The sequence below is a fragment of the Paenibacillus oleatilyticus genome, assembly GCF_018998565.1.
GTDB lineage: Bacteria > Bacillota > Bacilli > Paenibacillales > NBRC-103111 > Paenibacillus_G > Paenibacillus_G oleatilyticus.
Genome location: NZ_JAHNZO010000036.1, coordinates 1 through 23,688, shown reverse-complemented (window position 1 = coordinate 23,688; position 23,688 = coordinate 1). Strand labels below are relative to the sequence as shown.

The window sequence follows — 23,688 nt, the reverse complement described above, 5'->3', positions numbered from 1 at the left end:
CCCTGGAATACACCCCGGTCCCGTATCAAGACGAATCAGGATGATTTCAACTGCTTTTCCAAGGATATAATCTCACTGCCTAGTTGCAGGGCTTTGGGAATATCACCCAAACGTTCTGCTTGCTTGATTTCTTCTCTTTTTCGTTCCAATGTCTGCAAGAGCGGGAACTTTTTGATTTGCCGGATGTAATCGTCGATCACGGCATCATTAATACCGCTGCGATTGTCTATTAAGGTTAAGGAGCTAGCCAAGCTCTCAAGCTTGTCATCCTGCAGCATGCCGATGAACGTGCTGGCGTTGGGCTCGAATCCTTGCGCGTAGTAAGCGTACAAGTAAGCGGCGAGCGCCGCATGAGCTTCCATATTGAAACCGTCTCCCAGCTGACGCTCGACATAACCGGATATGTCCCGGTCCAGCATCATGACGGCAAGCAGTTGACGCTCTGCATTCTGATAGGCAGGGACCATCGAAGGGGGTTGCGCGCGAAGCCTTCCGTCATTCATAACATTATTCCACGAATTGTCTTTATTATCCCCAGAACGGTCCTTTTTTTCGGCTTGAAGCCTGATCTCGTTCAGATTTTGCATCGCGGATTCGAACGTTAAGTGAAATTCGGAACAAAGCTCTCTCACATAATGCTCTCTCTCAATGGGTGAAGTCAGTCCTGCGATCAAGCGGAGCGCTTGTTGAATGTAGCGAAGCTTTTCTCCATCCTCCTGCAGTTTATAATTTTTGCGATAATAAAAAAGTTTATATTTGATCGACGGTACGGCGGTTTCGATAACCTCTCGTACGAATCGTTCAGAACCGTGAGCGGAAATATATTCGTCCGGGTCCAACCCGTTCGGCAGCATGGCAATTCTTACATTGCACCCTGCATTTTCCAGCAACGGGATGCTCTTATAGGCTGCGGATTGTCCGGCATTGTCCCCGTCGTAAGAGACGACCACCCGTTCCGCAAGACGCCTGATCGCTTCCGCATGCTCCGGTGTCAGCGCCGTTCCCATGGTCGCCACGCCGTTATGCACTCCGGCCTCCCAAGCGCGAATGACATCCATATAGCCCTCGAACAAAACGAGCTCCTGGCTTTTCCGGATTTGGGGCCTGGCGGCATGCAGATTGTACAGCGTACGGCTCTTATGGAAAAGCATCGATTCCGGACTGTTCAAATATTTGGGCTGTACGTCGCCCATCGCTCTTCCTCCGAAGGCGATGATATGCCCTTTCCAATCGCGAATCGGAAACATGACGCGGTCTCGAAATTTGTCGACATACCCGCTTCCGTCCTGCTTCGCCGAGATCAGCCCTCCTTGCTCCACCAGGGGCAGCGGAAACTGCTTCTTATCCAGCAGATTCGTCAGCGTATCCCAGCGCGATGGCGCGTAGCCGATGCCGAACGTTTCGATCAGCTTATCGGTCATTCCCCGGGCGTGCAAATACTGCTTCGCTTCTTTGCCCTGCTCGGTGTTGTGCAGAAGATATTCGTACAACTTGCCGGCAAGCTCATGAGCTTCGATCAGTTTCGCACGGTCCGCGTGCTCCTTCGTTTCGGCTTGGCCTTGCTGCGGCCCGAGTCCGATGTCGAGCTTCGCTTCATCGGCTAATTTCCGGAGCGCCTGGCCGAAAGACAGCCCTTCGACTTCCGAAACGAACCGGATGGCGTTCCCGCCCGCTCCGCAGCCGAAGCAGTGATAAATCTGCTTTTCGGGCGTGACGGTAAAGGAAGGTGTCTTCTCTGAATGAAAAGGACAAAGACCTTTAAGGTAATGCCCCTGCTTCGTCAAATGAACGTGTCTTCCGACGACTTCGACAATATCGTGGGCTTTCAAGACCGCGTCGATGACTTGCTCGGGAATGCGTCCGTTACTCATCCTATCCACCTTCATTCAAATTAACACGTATAGGTATTCGCTACTTTGCCCGATTCTCCTGCAAGCCCGACAAAACTTTTGTCAAAGTTTGTAGAAAGGCTTGGCGGTCCTCGTCGGTGAACGCTTTAGGACCTTTCGTATGCTTGCCTCCGCGGCGCTGTTTCGCCTGCTCGTGCCTTCGTTCCAGCAAAAAATCAATCGTCCGTTCATTGTACGTTTGGCCGCGATTCGACAGCGCCATCGCTTTTTTGCCAAGCGCCAAAGCAGCCAGCCCGAAATCCTGCGTGACCAGCACATCTCCGGGCGCGATGTAATTGACAATATACAGGTCTACCGACTGGTCCGACCGATCCACTTGAACGATATCGACGCCGTCCATCGGCTGCAGCCGATGATCGAACGAGGCGACCATCAGCACCGGGATTCCGAAACGTAAGGCCGTCTGCGCGATTTCCGCCTTCACCGGGCATGCGTCGGCATCCACTACAATTTTATACGTCATAGGTCCCCGCCGACTGTAAAATTCAAGACTAAAGCATTACCGTAATATTATATACGATGAAAGGATAAAAAATCCTGCTTCCTTCCCTCAAAATAGGCCGTTACCGCGAACGGTACATATCGATGATGATGCTGGCCGTTTCTTCGACCGCCTTGTTCGAAACGTCGATCACAGTGCAGCCGATTTTTTTCATAATCTTATCCGCGTACTCCAATTCCGCGTGAATCCGTTCGGTATTTGCATACGTCGCATTGCCTGGCAAGCCCAGCGTCTTAAGCCGTTCCGTGCGGATGACATTCAATTTGACCGGATCGATCCGCAACCCGACAATCTTCTTCCCGGACACCGTAAACAGCTGCTCGGGCGGATGAATTTCCGGAACAAGCGGTACGTTGGCCACCTTGAATTTCTTGTGTGCAAGATACATGGACAGCGGGGTCTTTGACGTACGGGATACCCCGACAAGCACGATGTCCGCCTGCAAAATCCCGTTGAAATCCCGTCCGTCGTCATACTTGACGGCAAACTCGACAGCTTCCACTTTCTTGAAATAATCTTCGTCCAGCTTGTGGATCATGCCCGGCTGATGCCTTGCCTCCTGATCCAGCGTTTGCTCCAGCGTCCGTATGATCGGACCGAGCAGATCGATGTAAGGAATTCTGTAGCGCTCCGCCTGTTCGATCAAATAATCCCGCAGCTCGGGAATAACGAGCGTAAAAACGATCGCGCCGCTGCGCTCAATCACCGTCCGGATCATCCGGTCGATATCCGAGGTATCGATCAGGAAAGGCACCCGGCGAATATCCACCTGTTGGGGATGAAACTGCACGGCCGCCGCCCGAACTACCGCTTCTCCCGTTTCCCCCGCCGAATCCGATGCTACAAACACTACCGGCTTAACCGCCCGTTCCATGCGAACCCGCCTTTCGTCCTGGCTTTTTTACAGAGATAAGCTATGTGCTGTTCCCTGGTTTCGGTGCAATATGCGCACAAATTTCGCAGCTTCGTGTAAATTTGAGACCGTAGCAGTCCTCGTCGCATCAGATTTTGGCCGAAGTCCCTCTTGTCAGGCTGCAACAAAGGCCGATCATTAGGGGAAGATCGGCCTGTCTATTACTACTACGTTGCAGTGGCAAAAAATGTTTCAAGACTTCGGTTAATCGCTTTGCACCAGAAAAGAGCTTCTCTTTTCGGACAGCAAAAAACCCCGCTGACAAAGTCATGGCTTAGACTTCGTAACAAGAGGTTTTCTAATGGATGTATCATATTATAATAGCAAACGGGCAAAAACATGTCAATTATTTAGCTATACGCCGTATTTGTCCATTTGATCCAAAAAATCTCGCGATTTCAGCTTCAGTCCGACATGCGTATCGAAGTAGGCCCGTAAAATCGTCTTAAGCAGCTGTTTCGTCTGCGGCTTCACGTCGATTTGACCGAGCCGGCGCACATCCATTTGAATGAACAGCCGAAGGAGCTTGTATACCCCGGGCGTCAACGGGATGGCCTGCGGGTCCCGCAGCTTGCAGCGCTCGCACAGCATTCCGCCCATGCCGACGCTTATGGCGAACGGTTCCGCATTCTCACGGCAAACGACACATTGCTCCAGCTCGGGCGTATAGCCGGCCAGGACGAACATTTTCATTTCGTACAAGTGGTCGATGATCTGCAGATCCTTGTCTTCCTGGATCGCCTGCAAGCTGGCTTTCAGCTGATCGTATAAAAAAGGCTGCCCCTCTTGATCTCCCAACATCCGGTCGGTCAGCTCCGACAGATAGGAAGCATGGGCAGCCTTGTGCAGATCTTCCCTTATTTTATGAAAAGGCTCGATAATTTCCGCATGATTGAGCGTGCCGAGCTGCCCGGATTTGAAAAACAAGTAGTCGCCGCAAGTAAACAACTGGGCGGACGACCCGTAACGGCTCTTCACTTTTTTGGCTCCCCGGGCCACGACGCTCAGCTTTCCGTGCTCCCGGGTAAACAGCGTAATAATTTTGTTGCCTTCCCCATAGTCCATACTTCGGATGACAATCCCTTGAACTCTGTACTGCACCTTACAGCCTCTCCCCGCGTTACCGTACCGGTAACCTGATATTGGGCGAAACTTACTGTACCCAATCGGAAGCGTCCAAGGCGTCCTCTTCTTCCGGCTCCGCCTCGTCGCCGTCCTGGGTATTCACTTCTTTGTATAGCAGGTAAGCATCCACATCTCCGGTCATTGAAAAGTACTTCCACGAAAAGTCTCTCATGGTACATCCTCCCCTTGATGACATGACTACAACCTGTTTCTAGGATTAGGATGGATCGATCCGATGCGAAGTATGCTCTGCAAAAACTGCCATGTATTCTTTGCCTCGTTATGATGGATTAAACGCGACGAAGCCCGATTGAAACAGGCCGGAACGCCGGTTTACTCATGCCGGAAGCCGAGATCCCGCAGGACCCGGTCCTGATTGCGCCAGTCCTTCTTCACTTTGACCCACAGCTCCAAGAACGTCTTTGAGCCGAGAAGCGCTTCGATATCGGCCCGCGCTTTTTGTCCGACTTCTTTCAACAGCGCGCCCTTCTTGCCGATGATGATGCCCTTCTGCGAGTCGCGTTCGACGTAAATAACAGCCGAAATATGAACGACACCGTTGGCCTCCACGCGCATATCTTCGATGGACACCGCGATCGAGTGAGGAATTTCCTCCCGGGTCAGATGCAGGATTTTCTCCCGGATCAGCTCCGCGCACACAAACTGCTCCGGATGGTCCGTCACTTGATCCGCAGGGTAATACTGCGGCCCTTCCGGCAAAAATTTAATGACCTGCTCCAAAAGCGTATTGACGTTATTGCCGTGCATCGCCGAGATCGGCACAATTTCGGCAAACGGGTACAGATCCTTATAGGTCGTTATGACCGACAGGAGCGCTTCCGGGTGAATCTGGTCGATTTTGTTCATCACCAGAATGACCGGCGTCTTCACCTTTTTCAGCGTCTCGATAATATAGCGGTCCCCGCCGCCCAAGCCTTCGACTACATCGATCAAAAACAGGATCGCGTCGACTTCGCTAAGCGCGCCTTCGGCCGCTTTGATCATATAGTCGCCGAGCTTCGATGACGGTTTATGAATGCCGGGCGTATCCAGAAAGACGATCTGCGCCTGGTCGGTCGTATAGACGCCGTGAATTTTGTTCCGGGTCGTCTGCGGCTTATCGGACATGATGGCAATCTTTTGGCCGATCACCTGGTTCATGAGCGTCGATTTGCCGACGTTCGGCCGTCCGATAATTGCCACGAAGCCGGATTTGAATTTAGAGTCAGCCTTGCTGTTCGAAGACATTAATCAATCGTTCCTCCGTCCAAATCTAAAGATGTGAATGCGCCGGGAAGCAGCTCGGCTACGGTCGTCTCGCTGATATCCCCTTTCAGATTAGCCAGATATACCGGCATATCCGGAGGACACAGCTCGACCAGCACCTGCCGGCATACGCCGCAAGGCGAAATCGGCTGAAGCGTATCTCCGATAATCGCCATGGCCCGGAATGACTTCGCCTGTTCGCCGTCCGCGATCGCGCGGAAGAGCGCCGTGCGTTCGGCGCAGTTCGTCGGCCCGTAAGCAGCGTTTTCTACATTGCAGCCCAGATGAACCCGTCCTTTGGAATCCAGCAAAGCGCTGCCGACTTTGAAATGGGAATAAGGTGTATATGCTTGCTCTCTCGCCGTTCTGGCCAATGCGATTAATTCCGTTTTTTCCAAGAGAAGCGCCCCTTTCGCAACCTACATGGGATATAAATAATAGGCGAGTACCGTAATGAATCCGCCAAGCAGCGCACCGAGCAGCAGCGAGCCGAATGGCCGCTTGCGTTTGTCGTGAAGCGCCAACAACAATACCATGGCCAAAAAAACGCCCAGCAAAGCGACAAGCGTATCTTGAACCCGGCAGGCGATCAAGGCGGCGACCGCAAAAGCGACGGCCGTCAGCAAGCTCGGCTTCACCCCATTTCCTTTAGAGGAAAAGCGGGTCTGCACCGCAATCACTGTCAGGATGACCAAGCTAAGCAAAATCCATACCATTCCCGCGGTGATGGGATGACCTCCTGCCCGGCCGGTTTGAATGAGCCGTTCGATCGGGTCGAAAAATACAATCATTCCCGTTACGGCGGCAAAAGCTGCCGTGACCAGTACGGAGGCGGCGGCTACGTCCTTCGCGATTTTCGCCAACGGATGCAGGTCCGGCATCGCCAGATCGACCGCCTTTTCCACGGCGGTGTTGATCAATTCCGTCACGATCATGAGCGTCACAGCTAGTAAAATAAATAAAATATCCGTCTTCGGCAGGCCGAAGAACAAGGCAAGCGCCAGAATGACCAACGCGGCGAAAAAATGAAATTTCATGTTCCGCTGGGTCGCAAGAGCGTATTTGACACCTTCGTAAGCGTACCGAAAGCTGCGCTGCCATTTGACGGGCTGCTTCACCGCGTCAATCCCGCCTGCTGCAAAATTTGTTCCTGCTTGCCGAACATGACCTTCTCTTCTTCCTCGTCCTGATGATCGTAACCGATCAAGTGAAGAAAGCCGTGAACGAACAGAAATCCGAGCTCCCGCTCCACGGAATGGCCGTATTCGTCCGCTTGGGCGATCGCCCGCGGCACCGAGATGATAATATCGCCGAGAGGCTCTTCATAGCCGTCTTCGTCGTCATCCTCATCCTCCGCCATGCCGGACTGTTCGCCGCCCGTCTCGTCGGCGTACTCGACTTCTTCGAAGCCGTCGTCGCCATAAATGATCTCGATCTCGTCTTCGCCCATTTCCCGCATGGCGAACGACAGCACGTCCGTCGGCTTATCCAGTCCGCGGTACTGCTTGTTAAGCTCTTGAATGGCCTCGTCGTCGACGAACGTCAACGCCACTTCGCCATCCGGCACCTCTTCCTGCTTGCCCGCAAGGCGAAGCAGCGTTTCCAGCTTCTCAATGAGAGCCGGCGTAATCTCGTAAGCGGTTTGTTCGCTGTTCCATGAAAGCTTCAGGCTCATGGCTTCACCTCTTTCTTCGTTTCCGACATCTTCGCTTCGGGCTTCGTCTTTTCCTGCTTCCCCGCCGTCTTCTGCTCCGGCATATCCGCGGGATATTCGATGCGCGAGTGGAAAATGCCAAGCAGCGTTTCATTCAAAATCTTAACGATCTGATCCAGTTCCTTGATGGTCAGATCGCATTCGTTAAACTGGCCGTCATCCAGCCGGTTCTTGATAATTTTGCGCACCATCGAGTCGATCTGTTCGACGGTCGGATTGCGCAGAGAGCGGACGGCCGCCTCGACACAGTCGGCGATGCCGACGATCGCCGCTTCCTTCGTCTGGGCTTTCGGACCGGGATAGCGGTACTCCGTCTCCTCCGGCGGCTTCTCCTGACGCTCTTCGGCGAGCTTTTTCGCTTTATGATAAAAATATTGCAGCAAGGTTGTGCCATGGTGCTGCTCCGCAATATCGCGGATCGGCTTCGGAATGTTATGATCCTTCAGCATTTCGACGCCGTCGCGCGCATGGGCCACAATGATTGATTTGCTCAGCGCCGGTTCGATTTTATCGTGCGGGTTTTCGTTATGCGACTGATTTTCGATAAAATAACTCGGCCGCTTCGTCTTCCCGATATCGTGATAATAGGCTCCGACCCGGCAGAGCAGCCCGTCGGCGCCGATCGCGCCGGCCGCGGCTTCCGATAAATTGCCGACCATGACGCTGTGATGGTAGGTGCCGGGCGTCTCCGTCAGCAGCTTGCGCAGCAGCGGATGGTTCGGGTTGGAAAGCTCGACCAGCTTGAGCGGCGACAGAATGCCGAAGGCGACTTCGAAAAACGGCAGCAGGCCCATTACGAACACGGCGGTTAGCAGTCCGCTCCCTAAGGCGAAAGAAGCGGCAAACAGCGCGTTATTTCTCGTTTCGTGATCTTCGAGCAGCAGCAGCGCGCATACGAGCGCCAGAGCGAAGAGCGATACCATCATCCCCGCTTTCAGGATTGAGGAACGCTGGCTTGCCCGCTGGATCGAGAAGATCGCCGCAAACGAGCTGGTCAAGGTCAGCAAGCCGTATTTGAATTCGAACGACTGCAAATGATCCGAGTTAAAAATGACGCTGGAAATGACGCTCAAAACGACAGCCGTCACAAAGGCAAGCTGCGAGTTGAGCAAAATCGTCACCATCATGGCTGCCATCGCCGTCGGGGCCAAGTAGCCGATATACGGATAATCCAGATTTTGCAGCAGCGAGAACAGCTTCATCCCGGCAATCGTCAGGACGACAATCAGCACGTACATAAACAGCTGAGCGTTATTCTGATTGATCGGGAGCGAGCTTTGTCTGACATACATATACAAAAACAGGCAGCACAAGACGATAAATAAAAAGAGTCCGAGATTTGGCCAATAGCTGGCCTCGTCTTTCAGCAAATCGAGCGAAGCCAAACGTTGATACAGTTCTTCCGTTATTTTTTCGCCCTTGGGAACAAGCACTTCATTTTTGTTGATCATCACTTGCTTGACGCTGTCACGCGCGTGTCCCTTTGCTTCCTCGGTACCTTTTTGGTCGTAAAATTTATTCGGCGAAAGCGCCGCCCGCACGAGCTCCTGAACCAGCTCGCGCGCATTGTTCTTGGTCAGCGTCGAAGAATTGACCAATTCCGGCACCTTGACTCTGGCCGTCTGCGCATCCGTAATCTGATCGCTCATCAGCTTGATGACGATTTCTCTGGCAACGGGCTCCATCGCGGTCAAATCTTCTTTGGTGAGCCGGGGAATTTTGTAAAACGATTCCTCCGGAATCCGGTACTGCTGCTCGCGGATGCTTTTGCGCATCTCCGCCAGCAGCAGGTCGTTGTATTGACCGCCGTCCACAAGGCTCTTGGTCTGACGGTCCAAATGATCCTGAATAATCGTCGGAATGACCGTTTTGTAAATATTGACTTTGTCGGCGACGGAAACCTCCGCATCGCTATTGATCTGCTGCAGCTTTTCAAAAATCGCTTCGACCGCCACTTCGTTGCGCAGCGGAGCGATCTTATAGACCGGCTGCACCCGTGCGGCCGCTTCTTCCTTCGCTTTTTCCGTTGCAACTTCGTTCGCAATCGCCCTCGGGGCCAGGATATCTTTCTCCGTAACGCTTCCGAGCTGGATGTCGTACGTCTGCGGCACAATCCGATGCAGCAGAGCGACGTAAAACACGGCGGCAAGCGCTAAAAACAGAAGAAAGCGCACGATGGCGCTGTATCTCCAGCCGGCAAGCCGGTATTGAAATTTGCCTTGAATGGAAACGCGGTTGTTCATGACGAAAGGTCAGCCCTTCCTCAGCCTTCTTTGTCCTCATTATAGGCCATGATGATTTTTTGCACCAATGAATGTCTGACAACGTCCTGCTCCGCAAACCGGATAAATCCGAGCTCTTCGATGTTCCCCAGGATGCGCTGCGCCTCCACCAGTCCCGACGATTTCCCCCGCGGGAGGTCGATCTGCGTCACGTCGCCGGTGATGACCATCTTCGATCCGAATCCTAGACGCGTCAAAAACATCTTCATCTGCTCCGGCGTCGTATTTTGCGCTTCGTCCAAAATAATGAACGAGTCGTCGAGCGTCCGGCCGCGCATATAAGCAAGCGGAGCGATCTCGATGAGGCCGCGCTCCAGCGATTTGAGCACCTGCTCCGGCCCGAGCACGTCGTTAAGAGCATCATACAATGGACGCAAATAGGGGTCAACCTTTTCCTGCAGGTCGCCGGGCAGAAAGCCGAGGCTTTCCCCCGCTTCGACCGCGGGTCTCGTCAGTACGATCCGCTTCACTTTGCCTTCCTTTAGCGCGGAGACGGCGAGCACGACGGCGATGTATGTTTTGCCCGTACCGGCCGGTCCGATCCCGAAGACGATATCTTTTTTCTTAATCTCGTTGACGTACTGCTTCTGCCCGATCGTCTTGATGCGAATCGGCTTGCCTTTGTGGGTAACGGCGATTTCGCCTTTAAACAAATCGAGCAGTTGATCGGCCTTCATGTCTTTGGCCAGGTCGATCGCGTAATGAATATCCCGCTCCGTCAGCGTGTATTGGTTACGGACCAGCTCCAGCAGCACGGTGAACAGCTGCTCAAGGCGCGTCGTATCGGCCGCCTGTCCCTGGATGACGATCTCTTCCTCGCGGGTAAAGATGGCGGCCTGCGTATGCTGCTCGATCAGGTGCAGGAATTTGTCCTGCGGCCCGAACAGGGCGAGGGCTTCGGCCGTATTTTTGAGTGTGACTTTTACGGTGGTCTGTTGATCCATATACAGGGCTTAATCTCTCCTCCGGGTTTTCGGCAGGAAGGCGATTCATTCACCAGAGTGGCGCGGTGCTGCAAGCAAGACATTGCTGCCTCCGGCCGCTCTTGAATTCGGATTCTATGAATATATAAATGATCGGGGAGAATCCGAATTCAAAGGCGGCACGTAAACTCTACGGCAGCAATGTGCAGCTCTCCGCCCGCACTACGTTGATGAAATAAAAAACCTTCCGGCCGTAAACCGCTCCGTCAGTAGTATTTATGGGACGATCGGTTGTTCGGTTGCGATCGGTTCTTCCACTTCCAAAAGCACTTCCATATAAACTTTACCATTCTCCGCCTTTTCATGCAAAATTTTTTCCGAAACGACACGCGATTCGCTGCCCGCCGCCGACAAAATTTGCGCTTTGGCCTGCTCGATGCCAAGCTCCGAGGCTTCCTTCGGGTCAATGGCCTGCTCTATCATTTGCACCTCCAGCAGCTTTTCGCTGAGCCAGCCGATCGGGAGCGTGTAGCCCCGCCAGCTGAGCGTTTTCCGTTCGGGGATGGTTTCATACCGCTCGAACGAAATTTTCCCGTAGCCGCTTAGCTGGAGGCCGCGGCTGCCCAGGACGAGGTACGAACGATTCTTCGTTTCGCCGGTATAGGTTTTGTACTGGAGCGTAAGCGGCACTTCGACGGTCGGCTTGTACCACACAATTCCCTTAACCTTCCCCGCGGCGACAACGTTCTGTTGGTTTGTCTCGACGCCGATGATGCCGGATATCAGGATGTCTCCTTTGCGCACGTATGTATTCGGCTTAACGAGCGGCCTGCCCTTTTCCGCGAAAATTTCGGTGACCAGTGCGCTCTTGGAAGCGACCAGATGCCTCGGACTAAGCAGCGGCGGTTTATCGGGCACGGTCGATTCGACGACCTTAATAATCACATGCGTCCCGCTTATCTCCACACCGACCCACGCGGTACCCGGGAGATCCTGCTGCAGCGCCCGGGACAGCTCGGCCGGGTCTTTCAAGCGGAATTTCCACTGCAGCTTGTAAACGCCTTCCTGCTTCGCGGCTTGCAGAATCTGCTCCTTGCTCAGCTTCTCGTTGCCTTCCACGCGAACATGCCATACGAGGGAGGACAGCACGTAGATGCCGATAACAAAAGCAAGCACGCCCAGGGCAAAAAATTTGCGTTTCTCCAGCTTGTCTATCCAAAAAGGAAGCCCCTGTTTGTGGCGAATCCGGGTTCGGGAGCCTGTCTCCTTCAATAGCGGCCGAAGCCGGAAAAAGTCGCGGATCGTGATCGACAGCTCGGCTTTATTTTCCGCCGTATACCGGATGTCCCAGACGGCCATCTGCCGCTCCGTCATGCGGTTCAGCAGCTTCTCGAGCTGCCCGCCTTTCACTTCGATTCGAACAAAGCCGCGCAGGCGTTGGATATACGAAGATTTCACGATCGACTTCTCCTTTCCGGGTTACGGAATATATTTGATATCGCGGATCATGCCTTCGATGAATACTTCTTCCGTCAAAATGGCGCGGATGACAAGCTCCGAGCCATACACCTCCACCCGCCCTGAGGTCAACGCCAGCTTGAGCACCTCATTGGAAAAATGCAACACGCCGCGGTGATTTTCGATATAAAGCTGCCGGTTCCCGATCATGGTCATGCGGGGCAAGTCCATCACGACATCCTGCGGCAGGTCGAGTAATTTGGCGGTCAATTGATTGAATCGGCGGGTCAGCTTTCGCATAGTCAACCTCCTCCGCAGTCCAAAAAGCATAACACGGCTATTTACACCTTATGCCGGGAATTGGAAAATATGCGGCTAAACAAAAAGCGCCTTCCCGCGAATCCCGGAAACCGGGATCGAAAGGAAGACGCTTCGTATGAATCTTAACGCCGGAAGGGGCGTTTAGCCCGCGGAGGGCCGAGAATCTCGGCCCATAGCACGCCGCGTGCCGCATCCTGCGGCGTCAGGCTGCCGAAGGCAGCGGCTGCCGCGTTTTCGCCCGTGCCCTGCGGCTCGGCGAAAGGAGACGTTACAGCAGCCGTAGAAGGCTGCTCAGACGCCAGTACAGCAGCGGCAGCCTCGGGCAGAGGCGCCGGTTGCGATCGGCGTCCGCCCATCTCAACAGGCTGCGGCCGGACACCGCCCGAATCGGCCGGACGCGCTTGGACCGGCTGCGCCTTGGGCATCGGTTTCGCCGAGCCCGGCCAGCCGGAACCGTCGCCGCCGAAGGGCGGCATGCCGCCTTTCGGCGCCTTCCTCTGTGGCTGCGGTCCGCCTCGTCCACCCTTGCCGCCGGTCTTTAATTTTCTCACGATACTGCTTAACACGATATACAAAATAACCACGATAAACCAGTTGCTCATAATCAGATCCAAGATGGTGCGCATCGGTTATCCCGCCTTTCTGCCCGGCTGAAGGCTATCAGGCATTTTCTCCGTCTTTGCCCGGATCGTTCATTTTACCGAGGGTGGAGCGCATTTGCGTGTCCGCGTCGATGTTCTTGAGGTTCATGTAATCCATGACGCCGAGCTTGCCTTCGCGCAGCGCTTCCGCCATCGCGAGCGGCACTTCGGATTCGGCTTCGACGACCTTTGCTTTCATTTCCACGACCTTCGCCTTCATCTCCTGCTCTTGAGCGACGGCCATCGCGCGGCGCTCCTCCGCTTTCGCCTGCGCAATCCGCTTGTCGGCTTCCGCTTGCTCCGTTTGCAGATGCGCTCCGATGTTTTTGCCTACGTCCACATCCGCAATATCAATGGACAAAATCTCAAACGCCGTACCGGCATCAAGCCCTTTGCCCAGTACCGTACGGGAAATCATATCCGGGTTTTCAAGCACGTCCTTGTGCGAGTTGCTGGAACCTACCGTGGTGACGATCCCTTCGCCGACGCGGGCGATGATCGTTTCTTCTCCCGCGCCCCCGACCAGCCGGTCGAGGTTGGTACGTACCGTCACCCGCGCGATAACCTTCACTTCGATCCCGTCTTTGGCGACGGCGGAGACGACCGGCGTCTCGATCACTCGCGGGTTGACGCTCATTTGCACGGCCTGAAGCACGTCTCGGCCGGCCAGATCGATCGCCGCCGCACGCTCGAATTCCAGGTGAATGTTGGCGCGGTGCGCCGCGATCAACGCATTGACAACGCGGTCGACATTACCGCCCGCCAGAAAATGGCTCTCCAACTGGTTGATAGTTAAATCCAGTCCGGCCTTGGTCGCCTTGATCATCGGATTGACGATCCGGCTCGGGATGACCCGGCGCAGCCGCATCGCTACCAGCGTAATGATGCCGATCCGGACCCCGGACGCCAGCGCGGAAATCCACAGCATGACCGGGACAAACGTAAAAAATACGGATAGCGCGATAATTACAACCGACGCCAGCAAGAAAATTGAAATAAGGGATGTATCCATCGTACAAATTCCTCCTTTGTTGTAAGTCCATCGACATACCGGCAAGCGCGTTCAGCTTACGTTTCCTTAACTTCCTTGACGACGACTCGAACGCCTTCGACATGCGTGACCTTCACGATTCGGCCGGATTCGACAAAATCCCCCACCGTAACGACATCGACACGCTCGTCGCCGAACAACGCAGTTCCGGCCGGTCTGAGCGGCGTAACCGCCTTGCCTGTCTGGCCAAGCAGATCGCTGCGGGACGACGCGGAAACGTAGCCTTTGTCTTCGGTGAGCTTTTCCCGCAATACAAACCGGTTCCAGACGCCGCGATGCTTAAAAATTTTCACGACAACAGCCACGACGACGATCGCAACGACGAAAGCAATACCCAGGTTCATCGCGGCCGCTTTCGTGTTGTAGGCGGCTAGCACGACGCCGCTGATCAAGCAGGCAGCGCCCAGAAAGCCGAGAATCCCGAAGCTGGATACAAACACCTCGATCAACAGCAGCAAAATGCCGGCAATAAACAGAGCGATCTCCTCGAACCCGGCGAATCCGGCGATATAATGTCCGAAAAAGTAGAGTCCGAAGCCGAGTACGCCGACGATTCCGGGCAGCCCGAAGCCGGGGACGAACAGCTCGATTGCGATGCCGGCAATCCCGATGATTAGCAGCAGCGTCGACACCCAAGGCTGAGTCACGTACCGGGCGAACGATTCCGCCAGGCTCGGCTCCAGCGTGACGAGCGGATGCTCCTCTCCGCCGATGAACTGTACGACCTCCTGCAGGCTTCCAGCCATTTTCTCGGCATAACCGACTTTAAGCGCTTCCTCCGCCGTCAGCGTCAAAATTTCGCCCTTAGGCACCGTTCGGCCGATTTCCGGCATAGTTACGCCGACGTTTTTGTCGACCATCGCTTCGGCGATTTGCGTCTTCCGTCCGCGCAGCTCTGCGGCGGCCTTCATCTGGCCGGACCAGTACGATACCACTTTGACGCTTTCGATTTCATTCCCGGCCCCGTCCACAACGGCAGCCGCGCCAAGCGAGCTTCCCGGCTCCATGGCGATTTTGCCGGCATTGAGCGCAATGTAGCTGCCTGCCGAGATGGCTTTGCCGTGCACGTAAGCAATCGTCGGAACCGGGCTGTTTTTGATCAGTTGACCGATTTCCTGCGCCGAATCGACGCGGCCGCCAAGCGTATCGACGTCCAGCACGACGTAATAGGCGCCCATTGATTGAGCTTCCTGCAGCGCCCGCTGCAAAAAGGTCTGCAGCCCGTTCTCTACCGTTTGATGCACCGGAATCACGACGACCGGGGCAGCTTTCGGCGGCGCGGACGACGATTCGGCGCTCGCGGGTTCCGCAGGCAGAAATCCGGTTAGAGCAGACAGCAGAACCGCCGCTGCAAGAAAAAAGAGAAGCGGAAGCCGAAAAAACAGCGCTGAGCGCTTATTCCCGAGTGAATGCACAAGATGACCTCCTTTTCGCGCGTTTTGCAATGCTTCCAAGAGGTACTACGCGTGAGTGGCAAGTTTGATTCACAAAACGGCAAACAAAAAGAAAAACACTCCAATAAGTAGGAGTGTTTCCCGCTGTTGTTAAGACAATAACTGTTGGACGAACTGATTGACGACCTTGCCGTCTGCTCGTCCTTTAACCTTTGGCATTAATGCGCCCATGACTTTGCCCATGTCCGCTTTGGAAGAAGCCCCCACTTCTTGGATGGTCTGCTGTACAATGGCTTTTACTTCTTCATCGGTGAATTGCTGCGGCATGTACTCCATCAGTATGGCGACCTCGGCCTTTAGGTTCTCCGCCAAATCGTCACGACCGGCCTTTTCAAATTCTTGGAGGGAATCTTTGCGCTGTTTGATCTCGCGATTCAAGACGTCAAGTACTTCTTGTTCATCTAAGGTTTTACGCTGATCTATCTCAAGATTCTTGATAGCTGCACGAACCATACGGATTACGGAGAGTTTAAACTTGTCTTGACTCTTCATCGCAAGCTTCATGTCATCGTTTAGTCTGTCGCTTAAGCTCATCGATTAAGCCTCCTAGAACTTTCTCTTGCGAGCAGCCTCTGACTTCTTCTTGCGTTTCACGCTTGGCTTCTCATAATGCTTGCGTTTTTTGACCTCCGCCAAAACGCCATCTTTGGCGATGGAACGCTTAAAGCGACGAAGTGCAGCATCTATAGTTTCGTTCTTGCGAACTCGAGTTTCTGACACCAGTTTTCCCTCCCTCCGAACAGACCGTCCAAGACGAAAAAAGACATTCATCAAACTTCATTATAGGTGATAAGGAAACTGGGTGTCAACCTATCCGGAACAAAACTTCAAAAATGAGCCGCACCGGGTTTAGCGGGCGTTGAGCGGCCCCAGTTTTTCTCCGCCAAGCAGGTGATAATGAATATGGAATACCTCCTGCCCGCTGTGCTTGCCGCAGTTGTTGATCAGACGGTAGCCGGATTCGGCAACGCCCTGTTCTTTGGCGATTTGCTGCGCCGCGCTGTGGATTTCTCCAAGCAGATGCCAGTCGTCCGCTCCGACGTCGTTCATCGACGCGATATGTTTTTTGGGAATGATTAAAATATGTACGGGAGCGGCCGGATGAATGTCGTGAAAGGCAACGACATGCTCGTTCTCGAACACTTTTTTCGAAGGGATCGACCCTTCGACGATTTTGCAAAAAATGCAGTCCACGTTCTCCCCTCCTTCCCATATCAGGTACAGGCTTGTCTCCTTCCACTATACCCGAAAACTTGGCAAAAAGAAAATTCGTCGCGTCAAAAAGTCATGAACGCGATTTTTGGCATCATTCGGCTTGTTTTCATCATAAAACATTGTTTTTTTGCGCGGTTCCGTCCATTGTGACCTGATCGTTCTCAAAATGTGATCTATTTTAACGAAAATAAGCATCGATTTAAGCCCGAAAACAGGGATTCATTTATAGACTATCGGTCTAATATTATCTATAATACTAAACGGAGCGATTCAATGCTTGGCAAACGGTGCTAACCAAAGGGGGTTTAGGGGTGGACCGGTTCATGAGAGCGTCGACGCGGAAAAAACGCGACTACCTGATGGATGTCGCCCTGAAGCTGTTTGTGGAACGCGGGTACGAGCATGTGTCGGTGGACGACATCATCGCGGCAACCCGGACGTCCAAAGGAACGTTCTATCATTATTTTGAAGGCAAAGACGAAATTTTGCGGGAAATCCCGAGAAAACAAACGGAGCTTATTCAAGCCTGGTGCAGCCGCACGCCTTCGCAGGTTCGGTCGCTGGAAAGCCACGTCAACCGGCTGATGCTGGATTTGGCCGAGGCGCTGGGCGCCTACAGGCGGCTGATCCGCAGCTGGATCGCCCTGTCGATGCAAAACGAAGGCCTGAAGGCGGCCATGGAAGAGCTGAAACGAACGCTGTACGAAAGCTTGCTGCGCTGGCTGCCCGAACCGGGCAAAGCCAAAATGCTGACCACCGCTTATTTCGGCACGGTCATGCTGTGGTGCACGGTCGAGGAAGAGACGGATTTGACCGAGCGGATGCGGGAGCAGCTCGCTTGGGTTTGGACAGGGCTTCGCCATAACAAGGAAGCGGAACCGATTCTACTGGAAGCAGAACGGAAAGGAGAACACAACATGAAGGTTGCTATCATCGGAGGAGGGCTTGCGGGGTTGACCGCAGCCGCTTATTTATCGGAGCATCAAGGAATCGAGGGCGTCCTGTTCGAGCGCAGTCCGCAATTGGGCGGACGGGCGTTTACTTATGAAAAAGCGGGCTTTACGCTGAATTACGGCGCGCACGCGATTTACGGCATCGACCGCCATACCATCGGCGATATGGAACGCGAGCTGGGACTATCGTTCAGCTCGAAGCAGGTGGACAAACGGAGGGTCATGTATTACAAAAACGAACAGCTGACGCCGGCCCCGCTCGACTTCGTCAACCTGATGCGGACGGAGCTGCTGAATCCGCTCCAAAAGGTGCGCTTCGTCGGGGAAATTACGGCGATCATCGCCAACATTCACAACGTGCGCAATTACGATACGCTGGGCGATTACCTGGCGCAGTCGGACGCGGACGAAGACGTGAAGGAGCTCTGGGAGCATCTCGTCTGTTCGAACTTCTTCATCACGCCGGAAGAGGCGCGTAAGGTTTCGGGCGCGGTGATCAGCGACTATTACCACAACCTCTTTTTGTCGGGCCGCCCGGTTAACTACGTGCTCGGCAGCTGGGCAGTCATTACGAACCAGCTCAAGCAAAAAATCGACCTGACCTCCCGCTGGGAAATTGCGCTGCGCGAAGGCGTAGACGGCATCCGTTACGCAGACCGCAAGTTTTGGCTGCAGACGAAAACCCGCGAGCTCGAATTTGACCGCGTTATTTTCGCCATGCCGGTACAGCAGGTCTGTAAGCTGCTCAAGGATACGCCGTGGGAGCCGTTCATGGCCCCTTACGAGGACAATACGGCGACGGAGGTCATGGTATACGACATCGGCATGAACCGGGTTGTTGCCCGCCCGTTCAGCTACATCAGCGACATGGACAACAAGCTGTTCATCAGCGACGTCTCGGCGACCGACCATACGCTCGTTCCGGAAGGCGGGCAGCTGCTGCAGGGCATCGCGTACCTGAACGACAACTTCGAGGGCGAAGACGAGCGCAAGGCGTATCTGGATAAAAAGACCGAACAGATGGAAGCGTTGTTCGATCAGCACTATCCGGGCTGGCGCGAAGCGACGGAAGTGAAGCGCGTTTCCAAAAAGGCGATGGTGTCGAGCGTCAAAAATATCGCAAGCAACCGACTGCTGCCGAACCGGATCGAGAACGTGCCGTTCTACTTCTGCGGCGACGGCTGTCAAGGCAAAGGCGAGCTTGCGGAACGCGCCTTCTCCAGTGCGCGGCTGGCGGCCAAAGCGATCCTGGAGGAAACTCCGCAGCTTCAAAGAGCATAATCGGAGTATTGATATATGAATAAAAAAGAAGCTCGAATGGGCTCGGTTCCGTGAAAGGGGAATCGGCCGTTCGAGCTTTTTTGTATTTTTATATCAGATCGTTCCAAAGCTTGGTTAGCTGCTGCCCCACCCAACCAAACCATGCGCCGACGGCCTGAAGCGGGCCCGGCTTGGCATCGGGCGTGGCCTTGCGCTCCGCTGAGAGAGCAGTGACGGTGGACGAGGACTTGACCGCGGTACGCGAAACCGGGAGCTCCCGTAATGCCGTTCCGTTCTCCGCCTCCGATCCGGTGCCGATTCGCACCGTTTGCGTCTCCCCGTCCCATTCGACCTTACCGCCGAACGCTTCGCCGATAAAACGGGCCGGGACCATCGTATGGCCGTTGACCAGCCGGGCGGGAGCTTCGAGCGGGTAAGCTTCGCTGTTTATGCTCGCGTAGCCGCTGCCGATCGTCACGGAGACGGTCGTCGAGCCTTTTTGCCCTGTGGCCGTCCGGGTCGCCTCGTTCCACTCCACCTTCGCTCCCATCGCTTCGAAAATCGCGCGCAGCGGCGTCAGCGTGTTGCCCTCGATCAGAACCGGAGGCTGCTCGAACGGCACGTCTTTTCCGTCCACATCGACGGAAATTCTCGAGGTGATCGGAAACGAACGGGAGCCGCTTTTCTGTCCTTCGCGATTATAGACTGCGAGTTCAAGTACCGAACCCTCAGGAATCGCGCCGGCTATCAAGTCGATTCCGAATGGCGGGGACGTCTGCGTCGCAAGCAAGGTTCCGTTCAAATAATATTCAAGTTTACCGATGTAGATATCAGGGATTTTGACGAACGGAATAAGCTTGGCCGCCCGCGCGATAGCGTTGTCTTTCCCCATCGGCACGAATCCTGTTTGGTCGGAAGACTTCGCCCCTTGCTCCACCTTGGACAAGTAATACGGCGAAGAGATAAGCTGCTTATACAGCTTGAGCATCGCCTCGTTGTCGCGAAGCAGGTAATTGTTCTTCGATTCCTTCATGTCCAGATTGACGTTAAAATACGTAATCGATTTGAGCCGCGGGTATTTGAAAGGCATCACTTCGTACAATCGCTGGAGGTTCAAAAGCCCGTAGTCGGTAAACGACTCCTGCGGCAGGTTGGCATAATGGGAGACGGCCGTTTCGCTAATCATCAGCGGCTTGCGGTCGGCGTACGTTTTGTACAAATGATCGAGCCGCTCGATGGGACTCGTCGCCTGCATATTGCCCTGCTGCGGATCGCCGTTCTCATAAGGCTCCGTATACATACTCACGCCAACCCAGTCGACGTAATCGTCGCCGGGATAATATGCGTCCATCGAATACATCGGCACGTCTCCGGGGCTCCATACCATCGCGACGTTCGGCGCTTCCTCGGCCATGATGTCGTGAACCATTTTGAATTTATCGATATATTTTTGCGGATCGCCATGCCAGACGACCCAGTCGCCGTTCATTTCGCTGGCGTAGCGCAAAAAAATCGGAATGCCTGCGGCTTTCGCTTCCTTCGCCCATTGACGGACAACATCGTCCGTCACGGCGTCCAAGCCGTTCATCGGCTCCCAGCCGATCTGCAGCGCAGCGCCTGCCTGCTTGGCCCGGGCCGAATGCTGCTTCGGAAACGGCTTGCCGACCTGCGAATAAGCGAGATACAACGCATGTTTCTTGCCGTACAAGCTTTCCGAGCGGTCAAAATAATTCTGCATCCCCGGGTCCCGCTCGGTATACATGCCGATGTACATGCCGTACTCCGGCTCAAATTTCGCCAGCTTGCCGTTCTTCGGGGCCGCTTGCCGCCGCAGCGCTTCGGTATCCTGCGTCCCGATGTACGCGTCGATGGTCGTGCGGATCTGTTCCGCCCGCTGCAAGTCGACCGCGCCCCAATCTTTTCCCGCCTTCAGCCAATAGTCGTTCTCCTGCTCGTAGTAACGGATCGCCTGTTCGTAATCTTTTACGGCATCGAAATGCTGGTTGAGCTTGCCGCTGAACAGCGCGGCATTCTCCCAATCTCCGGCCGCCGCATAATGCTCCGCGAGAAATTTCCAGTGCGGCACGGCCGACGCCGCATCTCCTTTGGCTACGGCGGCATCCGCCGCCTTCCAGCGGTCCCAGATGGCGTCGGCCTGAACCGGCAAGCCTTGTCCGAGGAGTAAGCCTGCGCCCACGACGGCGGCAAGCAAGCGGCGTGCGCTGCGGCGGTTCATGCCGTGCTCCTCTGGACGGTACGGCTTGCGATTGGTGATGGTCATTCCTGTTCCCCCTTGTGCCGAGGCTTGTTCTATTTATTATATCATTAGCTATGACCGTCCGCGTAGAAGTATGCTACATCGTTTCCAGCGTCACCCGGCTGCCTCGCCCGTTCGGCTCGGCGGGGTGAACGACCAGCCTGCGCGGCAGACGCGCCCTCAGCTCCGGCACGTGGCTGATGACGCCGACGGTCAGCTTGTCCAAATGCAGCTTTTCCAGCGCAGTGATGACCGTATCGAGCAGCTCCTGATCCAGCGTGCCAAACCCCTCGTCCAAGAAGAAAAATTCGAGCGGATGCTCCCCCTTCAGCTGGATTTGCGTCGAAAGGGCGAGCGACAGCGATAGCGAGGTCAGGAACGTTTCGCCGCCGGACAAGGTGGTCACCGGTCGCCTCACGCCGCCGTTCGCGTTGTCGCGGATGACGAAGCCGCCGCCGGAGTCGACCTCGATCGCATATTTTTGCCGCGTCAGCTGACCGAGCCGTTCCGATGCCGCGCGGCTGACATGCATGAGCTGTTCCTCCGCCAAAAATTCGACGAAGGCGTTGCCGCGCAGCACGCTTTGCAATTTGCCGAGCATAGACAGCTCCTGCTGGCTTTTCTCCCGCTCCGCCTCAAGCTCGCTCCACCGGGCATGCTTCGCCTGCAGCTCCTCGTGGTCGCGCTCCGCCTTGGCCGTCGCCTGCAGCGCCGCTTCGTCCTCCGCCTTGCATCGGGCCAGCTCTTCCTCCAGCGAGGTCCACTCTTCTTCGGTGACCTGCCGGCCCGCCAGCTCGGCGTCGAGCTCCGTTTGCCGCGCGGCGAGCTGGTGCTCCTGCTTGCCGTGGGCTTCCACTTCGGCGGCCCATGCCTGCTGCTGCTCCGGTTCAACCAGCGCCTGCGTCACTTCGTCTGCCGTCGCGAAGCCTTCTGCGGACGCTTGCTGCGTCCATTCCGCTTCCGCTTCTTCGTAGGCGAGCCGCGCCGATTCAGCCGCCTGCCGCGCCGCAGCTTCCGCCTTCGCTTCGGCCTGTTGGCGGGCCTGCGCTTCCTCGAGCAGCTTCGCAGTCCCCTGCGCTTCGGTACGCAGCTTGTGCAGCTCCGCCTGCGCCTTGGCAGCCAAAGCGGAAGCGTCTTCGTCTCCTACCCAAGCCCGCAGCCGCTCCGTCTGCTGTCCGGTCTGCTGCTCAAGCGCTTGTCGTTCCGCCGCTAATCGGACGAACTCTTTTTCCGCCTCGTTCAGCTCCTGCTGGAGCTGCTCCATCCGGTTCCGCTTCTCGTCCAAAAACTCCACGCTTTTATCCAAGCGGCCCCGCAGCTCCTCCGCCAACTGGTCCTGACGCTTCAGGCGCTCCGCCAGCTCTTCCAGCTCATCCGCCCGGAGCTCCGCAAATTTGGCCTGCCAGCCGGCACGGACGGCGTTCAGCACTTCGTGGGTCTCGTCCGCTTTGGCCGCATGGGTGTCGAACAGCGTTTGCGCCGTTTGCTTGCGCGCTTCGCCGTCATGCCGCTGCTTGTCCAGCTGGCGCTTGCTTTGCAGCAGCTCTTGAAGCTTCGCTTGCAGCTGCTGAATCTGGCGGTTGACACCGGCAGCCGACTCCGCCGCTTCGCGCAGCGTCTCTGCAATCCGTTCACCGGCGATGCCGGGCGCGGAAGATTCGGTTGCGGAAACGGCTGTAACGGCCGCTTCGCCTAGTGCGGCGGGCAGCCCCTGGGGCTCTTCCTCCACCACCTGCCGCCACTGTCTTTCCAGCGCTTGCAGCGACTGTAAATGGCCAAGGACCGCAAACCGGCTTTCACGGGCTTCGTTCTGCTGCCGTTCCAGCATTGCCGCTTCATCTTGCGGCGCGGCCGGGTTTCCGGCTGTGGCTCCCCCAGCCAGCGGCAGCGCCGGATTCGGATGCGCCACGGAGCCGCAGACCGGGCAAGCTTCACCGTGATGCAGATGCGCTGCTAACGCCTCGGCCATCGCCGACAGCTCCGCTTGCTGCTGAGCTTTGCGACGGCGCGCAATCTCCTCCGCAATGCGGCTCTCCAGCCCCGTCAGCCGGCTTTCCGCCTCCCGCGACGCCCGATAAGCCGCGAGCAACTCCTGCGCCCATTCCGCCGCAAGCCGCTCCCATTCCCGCTGCGCCGCTTGCAGCGACGTCTCCGCCTGGCTCAGACGCTGCAGCTCCGCCTGCAGGCGGTTCGTTTCCGCCTGCTGCTCCGCCCCCAGCTTCGCGAGCCGCCCCAGCTCGCGCTTCTCCTGCAGCGCCTCCTGCAGGCGCTCGCGGTGCGCGGCGGGCACCTCCGCCCGCTTCAGCTCCTCGCGCAGCTGCGCCTGCCGCTGCAGCGCCTTCTCGCGCAGCTCGCGCTCGCGCGTCTGCTCCGCGCGCAGCGCCGCCAGCTGCGCCTCGCGGCGCCCGCCTTCGGCGGCCAGCGCGGCCAGCCGCTCGCGCGC

22 protein-coding genes are annotated in these 23,688 nt (G+C 55.8%); 1 reads left to right on the top strand and 21 read right to left on the bottom strand.

Annotated elements, in window-relative coordinates; genetic code table 11:
- Positions 1-35 precede the first annotated feature (35 nt).
- From dnaG to KQX66_RS31125, 19 genes are all read right to left on the bottom strand, one after another.
- Positions 36-1,871: a DNA primase gene (dnaG, locus tag KQX66_RS31215; protein WP_216797382.1), complete on the bottom strand. Its 1,836-nt coding sequence runs from the start codon at positions 1,869-1,871 to the stop codon at positions 36-38.
- Positions 1,872-1,911: 40 nt separating this feature from the next.
- The gene (locus KQX66_RS31210) at positions 1,912-2,373 is read right to left on the bottom strand and encodes a YaiI/YqxD family protein (RefSeq protein WP_216797380.1); all 462 of its coding nucleotides are present in this window, start codon (positions 2,371-2,373) and stop codon (positions 1,912-1,914) included.
- Positions 2,374-2,473: 100 nt separating this feature from the next.
- Positions 2,474-3,286, bottom strand: coding sequence for a pyruvate, water dikinase regulatory protein (locus KQX66_RS31205; RefSeq protein ID WP_088832940.1), 813 nt, complete (start codon positions 3,284-3,286; stop codon positions 2,474-2,476).
- A 393-nt stretch (positions 3,287-3,679) separates the two neighbouring features.
- The gene (gene recO / locus KQX66_RS31200; protein WP_036677193.1) at positions 3,680-4,426 is read right to left on the bottom strand and encodes a DNA repair protein RecO; all 747 of its coding nucleotides are present in this window, start codon (positions 4,424-4,426) and stop codon (positions 3,680-3,682) included.
- A 52-nt stretch (positions 4,427-4,478) separates the two neighbouring features.
- Positions 4,479-4,622 (bottom strand): YqzL family protein, encoded by a 144-nt coding sequence (locus tag KQX66_RS31195; RefSeq protein ID WP_216797378.1) that lies wholly within the window; start codon positions 4,620-4,622, stop codon positions 4,479-4,481.
- A 161-nt stretch (positions 4,623-4,783) separates the two neighbouring features.
- Positions 4,784-5,698 carry a GTPase Era gene (era, locus tag KQX66_RS31190; protein ID WP_010491832.1) on the bottom strand — a complete coding sequence of 305 codons (915 nt, stop codon included), beginning with the start codon at positions 5,696-5,698 and terminating at the stop codon, positions 4,784-4,786.
- A complete protein-coding gene (locus tag KQX66_RS31185; protein WP_216797376.1) occupies positions 5,698-6,114 on the bottom strand; it encodes a cytidine deaminase in 417 nt (138 codons plus the stop codon). The genes era and KQX66_RS31185 overlap by 1 nt, the downstream gene beginning before the upstream one ends.
- A gap of 21 nt (positions 6,115-6,135) precedes the next feature.
- The gene (locus KQX66_RS31180; protein WP_216797372.1) at positions 6,136-6,834 is read right to left on the bottom strand and encodes a diacylglycerol kinase family protein; all 699 of its coding nucleotides are present in this window, start codon (positions 6,832-6,834) and stop codon (positions 6,136-6,138) included.
- The gene (gene ybeY / locus KQX66_RS31175; protein ID WP_216797370.1) at positions 6,831-7,391 is read right to left on the bottom strand and encodes an rRNA maturation RNase YbeY; all 561 of its coding nucleotides are present in this window, start codon (positions 7,389-7,391) and stop codon (positions 6,831-6,833) included. The genes KQX66_RS31180 and ybeY overlap by 4 nt, the downstream gene beginning before the upstream one ends.
- Positions 7,388-9,673 (bottom strand): HD family phosphohydrolase, encoded by a 2,286-nt coding sequence (locus tag KQX66_RS31170; RefSeq protein WP_216797361.1) that lies wholly within the window; start codon positions 9,671-9,673, stop codon positions 7,388-7,390. The genes ybeY and KQX66_RS31170 overlap by 4 nt, the downstream gene beginning before the upstream one ends.
- A gap of 20 nt (positions 9,674-9,693) precedes the next feature.
- Positions 9,694-10,656: a PhoH family protein gene (locus KQX66_RS31165; protein ID WP_216797360.1), complete on the bottom strand. Its 963-nt coding sequence runs from the start codon at positions 10,654-10,656 to the stop codon at positions 9,694-9,696.
- A gap of 255 nt (positions 10,657-10,911) precedes the next feature.
- Entirely contained in the window at positions 10,912-12,093 is a 1,182-nt protein-coding gene (gene yqfD, locus KQX66_RS31160; RefSeq protein WP_216797350.1) for a sporulation protein YqfD, read from the bottom strand.
- Between the two features lie 21 nt (positions 12,094-12,114).
- Positions 12,115-12,393 carry a sporulation protein YqfC gene (yqfC, locus tag KQX66_RS31155; RefSeq protein ID WP_216797348.1) on the bottom strand — a complete coding sequence of 93 codons (279 nt, stop codon included), beginning with the start codon at positions 12,391-12,393 and terminating at the stop codon, positions 12,115-12,117.
- Positions 12,394-12,536: 143 nt separating this feature from the next.
- Positions 12,537-13,040 (bottom strand): hypothetical protein, encoded by a 504-nt coding sequence (locus KQX66_RS31150; RefSeq protein WP_216797346.1) that lies wholly within the window; start codon positions 13,038-13,040, stop codon positions 12,537-12,539.
- A 34-nt stretch (positions 13,041-13,074) separates the two neighbouring features.
- A complete protein-coding gene (gene floA, locus KQX66_RS31145) occupies positions 13,075-14,067 on the bottom strand; it encodes a flotillin-like protein FloA (protein WP_216797344.1) in 993 nt (330 codons plus the stop codon).
- Between the two features lie 56 nt (positions 14,068-14,123).
- Positions 14,124-15,521: an NfeD family protein gene (locus tag KQX66_RS31140; RefSeq protein WP_216797343.1), complete on the bottom strand. Its 1,398-nt coding sequence runs from the start codon at positions 15,519-15,521 to the stop codon at positions 14,124-14,126.
- Positions 15,522-15,650: 129 nt separating this feature from the next.
- Positions 15,651-16,094: a GatB/YqeY domain-containing protein gene (locus KQX66_RS31135; RefSeq protein WP_010491814.1), complete on the bottom strand. Its 444-nt coding sequence runs from the start codon at positions 16,092-16,094 to the stop codon at positions 15,651-15,653.
- Between the two features lie 12 nt (positions 16,095-16,106).
- Positions 16,107-16,280, bottom strand: a complete 174-nt coding sequence (rpsU, locus tag KQX66_RS31130) for a 30S ribosomal protein S21 (RefSeq protein WP_010491812.1) — start codon at positions 16,278-16,280, stop codon at positions 16,107-16,109.
- A gap of 129 nt (positions 16,281-16,409) precedes the next feature.
- The gene (locus KQX66_RS31125; RefSeq protein WP_054975963.1) at positions 16,410-16,754 is read right to left on the bottom strand and encodes a histidine triad nucleotide-binding protein; all 345 of its coding nucleotides are present in this window, start codon (positions 16,752-16,754) and stop codon (positions 16,410-16,412) included.
- 344 nt (positions 16,755-17,098) lie between these two features.
- Here KQX66_RS31125 and KQX66_RS31120 point away from each other — a divergent pair, with 344 nt between their 5' ends.
- Entirely contained in the window at positions 17,099-19,009 is a 1,911-nt protein-coding gene (locus tag KQX66_RS31120) for an FAD-dependent oxidoreductase (RefSeq protein ID WP_253957559.1), read from the top strand.
- An 88-nt stretch (positions 19,010-19,097) separates the two neighbouring features.
- On the opposite strand, the gene KQX66_RS31115 is transcribed toward KQX66_RS31120, so the two are convergent.
- Complete coding sequence (locus KQX66_RS31115) at positions 19,098-21,269, bottom strand: stalk domain-containing protein (protein ID WP_216797341.1); 2,172 nt, start codon at positions 21,267-21,269, stop codon at positions 19,098-19,100.
- 73 nt (positions 21,270-21,342) lie between these two features.
- The coding region (locus KQX66_RS31110; protein WP_253957558.1) for an SbcC/MukB-like Walker B domain-containing protein at positions 21,343-23,688 on the bottom strand (2,346 nt) is incomplete at its 5' end.

Coding starts and splice junctions, on each gene's coding strand:
- dnaG (WP_216797382.1), bottom strand. CDS start 1,871: ATGAGTAACGGACGCATTCCCGAGCAAGTCATCGACGCGGTCTTGAAA.
- KQX66_RS31210 (WP_216797380.1), bottom strand. CDS start 2,373: ATGACGTATAAAATTGTAGTGGATGCCGACGCATGCCCGGTGAAGGCG.
- KQX66_RS31205 (WP_088832940.1), bottom strand. CDS start 3,286: ATGGAACGGGCGGTTAAGCCGGTAGTGTTTGTAGCATCGGATTCGGCG.
- KQX66_RS31195 (WP_216797378.1), bottom strand. CDS start 4,622: ATGAGAGACTTTTCGTGGAAGTACTTTTCAATGACCGGAGATGTGGAT.
- era (WP_010491832.1), bottom strand. CDS start 5,698: ATGTCTTCGAACAGCAAGGCTGACTCTAAATTCAAATCCGGCTTCGTG.
- ybeY (WP_216797370.1), bottom strand. CDS start 7,391: ATGAGCCTGAAGCTTTCATGGAACAGCGAACAAACCGCTTACGAGATT.
- KQX66_RS31170 (WP_216797361.1), bottom strand. CDS start 9,673: ATGAACAACCGCGTTTCCATTCAAGGCAAATTTCAATACCGGCTTGCC.
- KQX66_RS31165 (WP_216797360.1), bottom strand. CDS start 10,656: ATGGATCAACAGACCACCGTAAAAGTCACACTCAAAAATACGGCCGAA.
- yqfC (WP_216797348.1), bottom strand. CDS start 12,393: ATGCGAAAGCTGACCCGCCGATTCAATCAATTGACCGCCAAATTACTC.
- KQX66_RS31150 (WP_216797346.1), bottom strand. CDS start 13,040: ATGCGCACCATCTTGGATCTGATTATGAGCAACTGGTTTATCGTGGTT.
- floA (WP_216797344.1), bottom strand. CDS start 14,067: ATGGATACATCCCTTATTTCAATTTTCTTGCTGGCGTCGGTTGTAATT.
- KQX66_RS31135 (WP_010491814.1), bottom strand. CDS start 16,094: ATGAGCTTAAGCGACAGACTAAACGATGACATGAAGCTTGCGATGAAG.
- KQX66_RS31120 (WP_253957559.1), top strand. CDS start 17,099: ATGAGAGCGTCGACGCGGAAAAAACGCGACTACCTGATGGATGTCGCC.
- KQX66_RS31115 (WP_216797341.1), bottom strand. CDS start 21,269: ATGACCATCACCAATCGCAAGCCGTACCGTCCAGAGGAGCACGGCATG.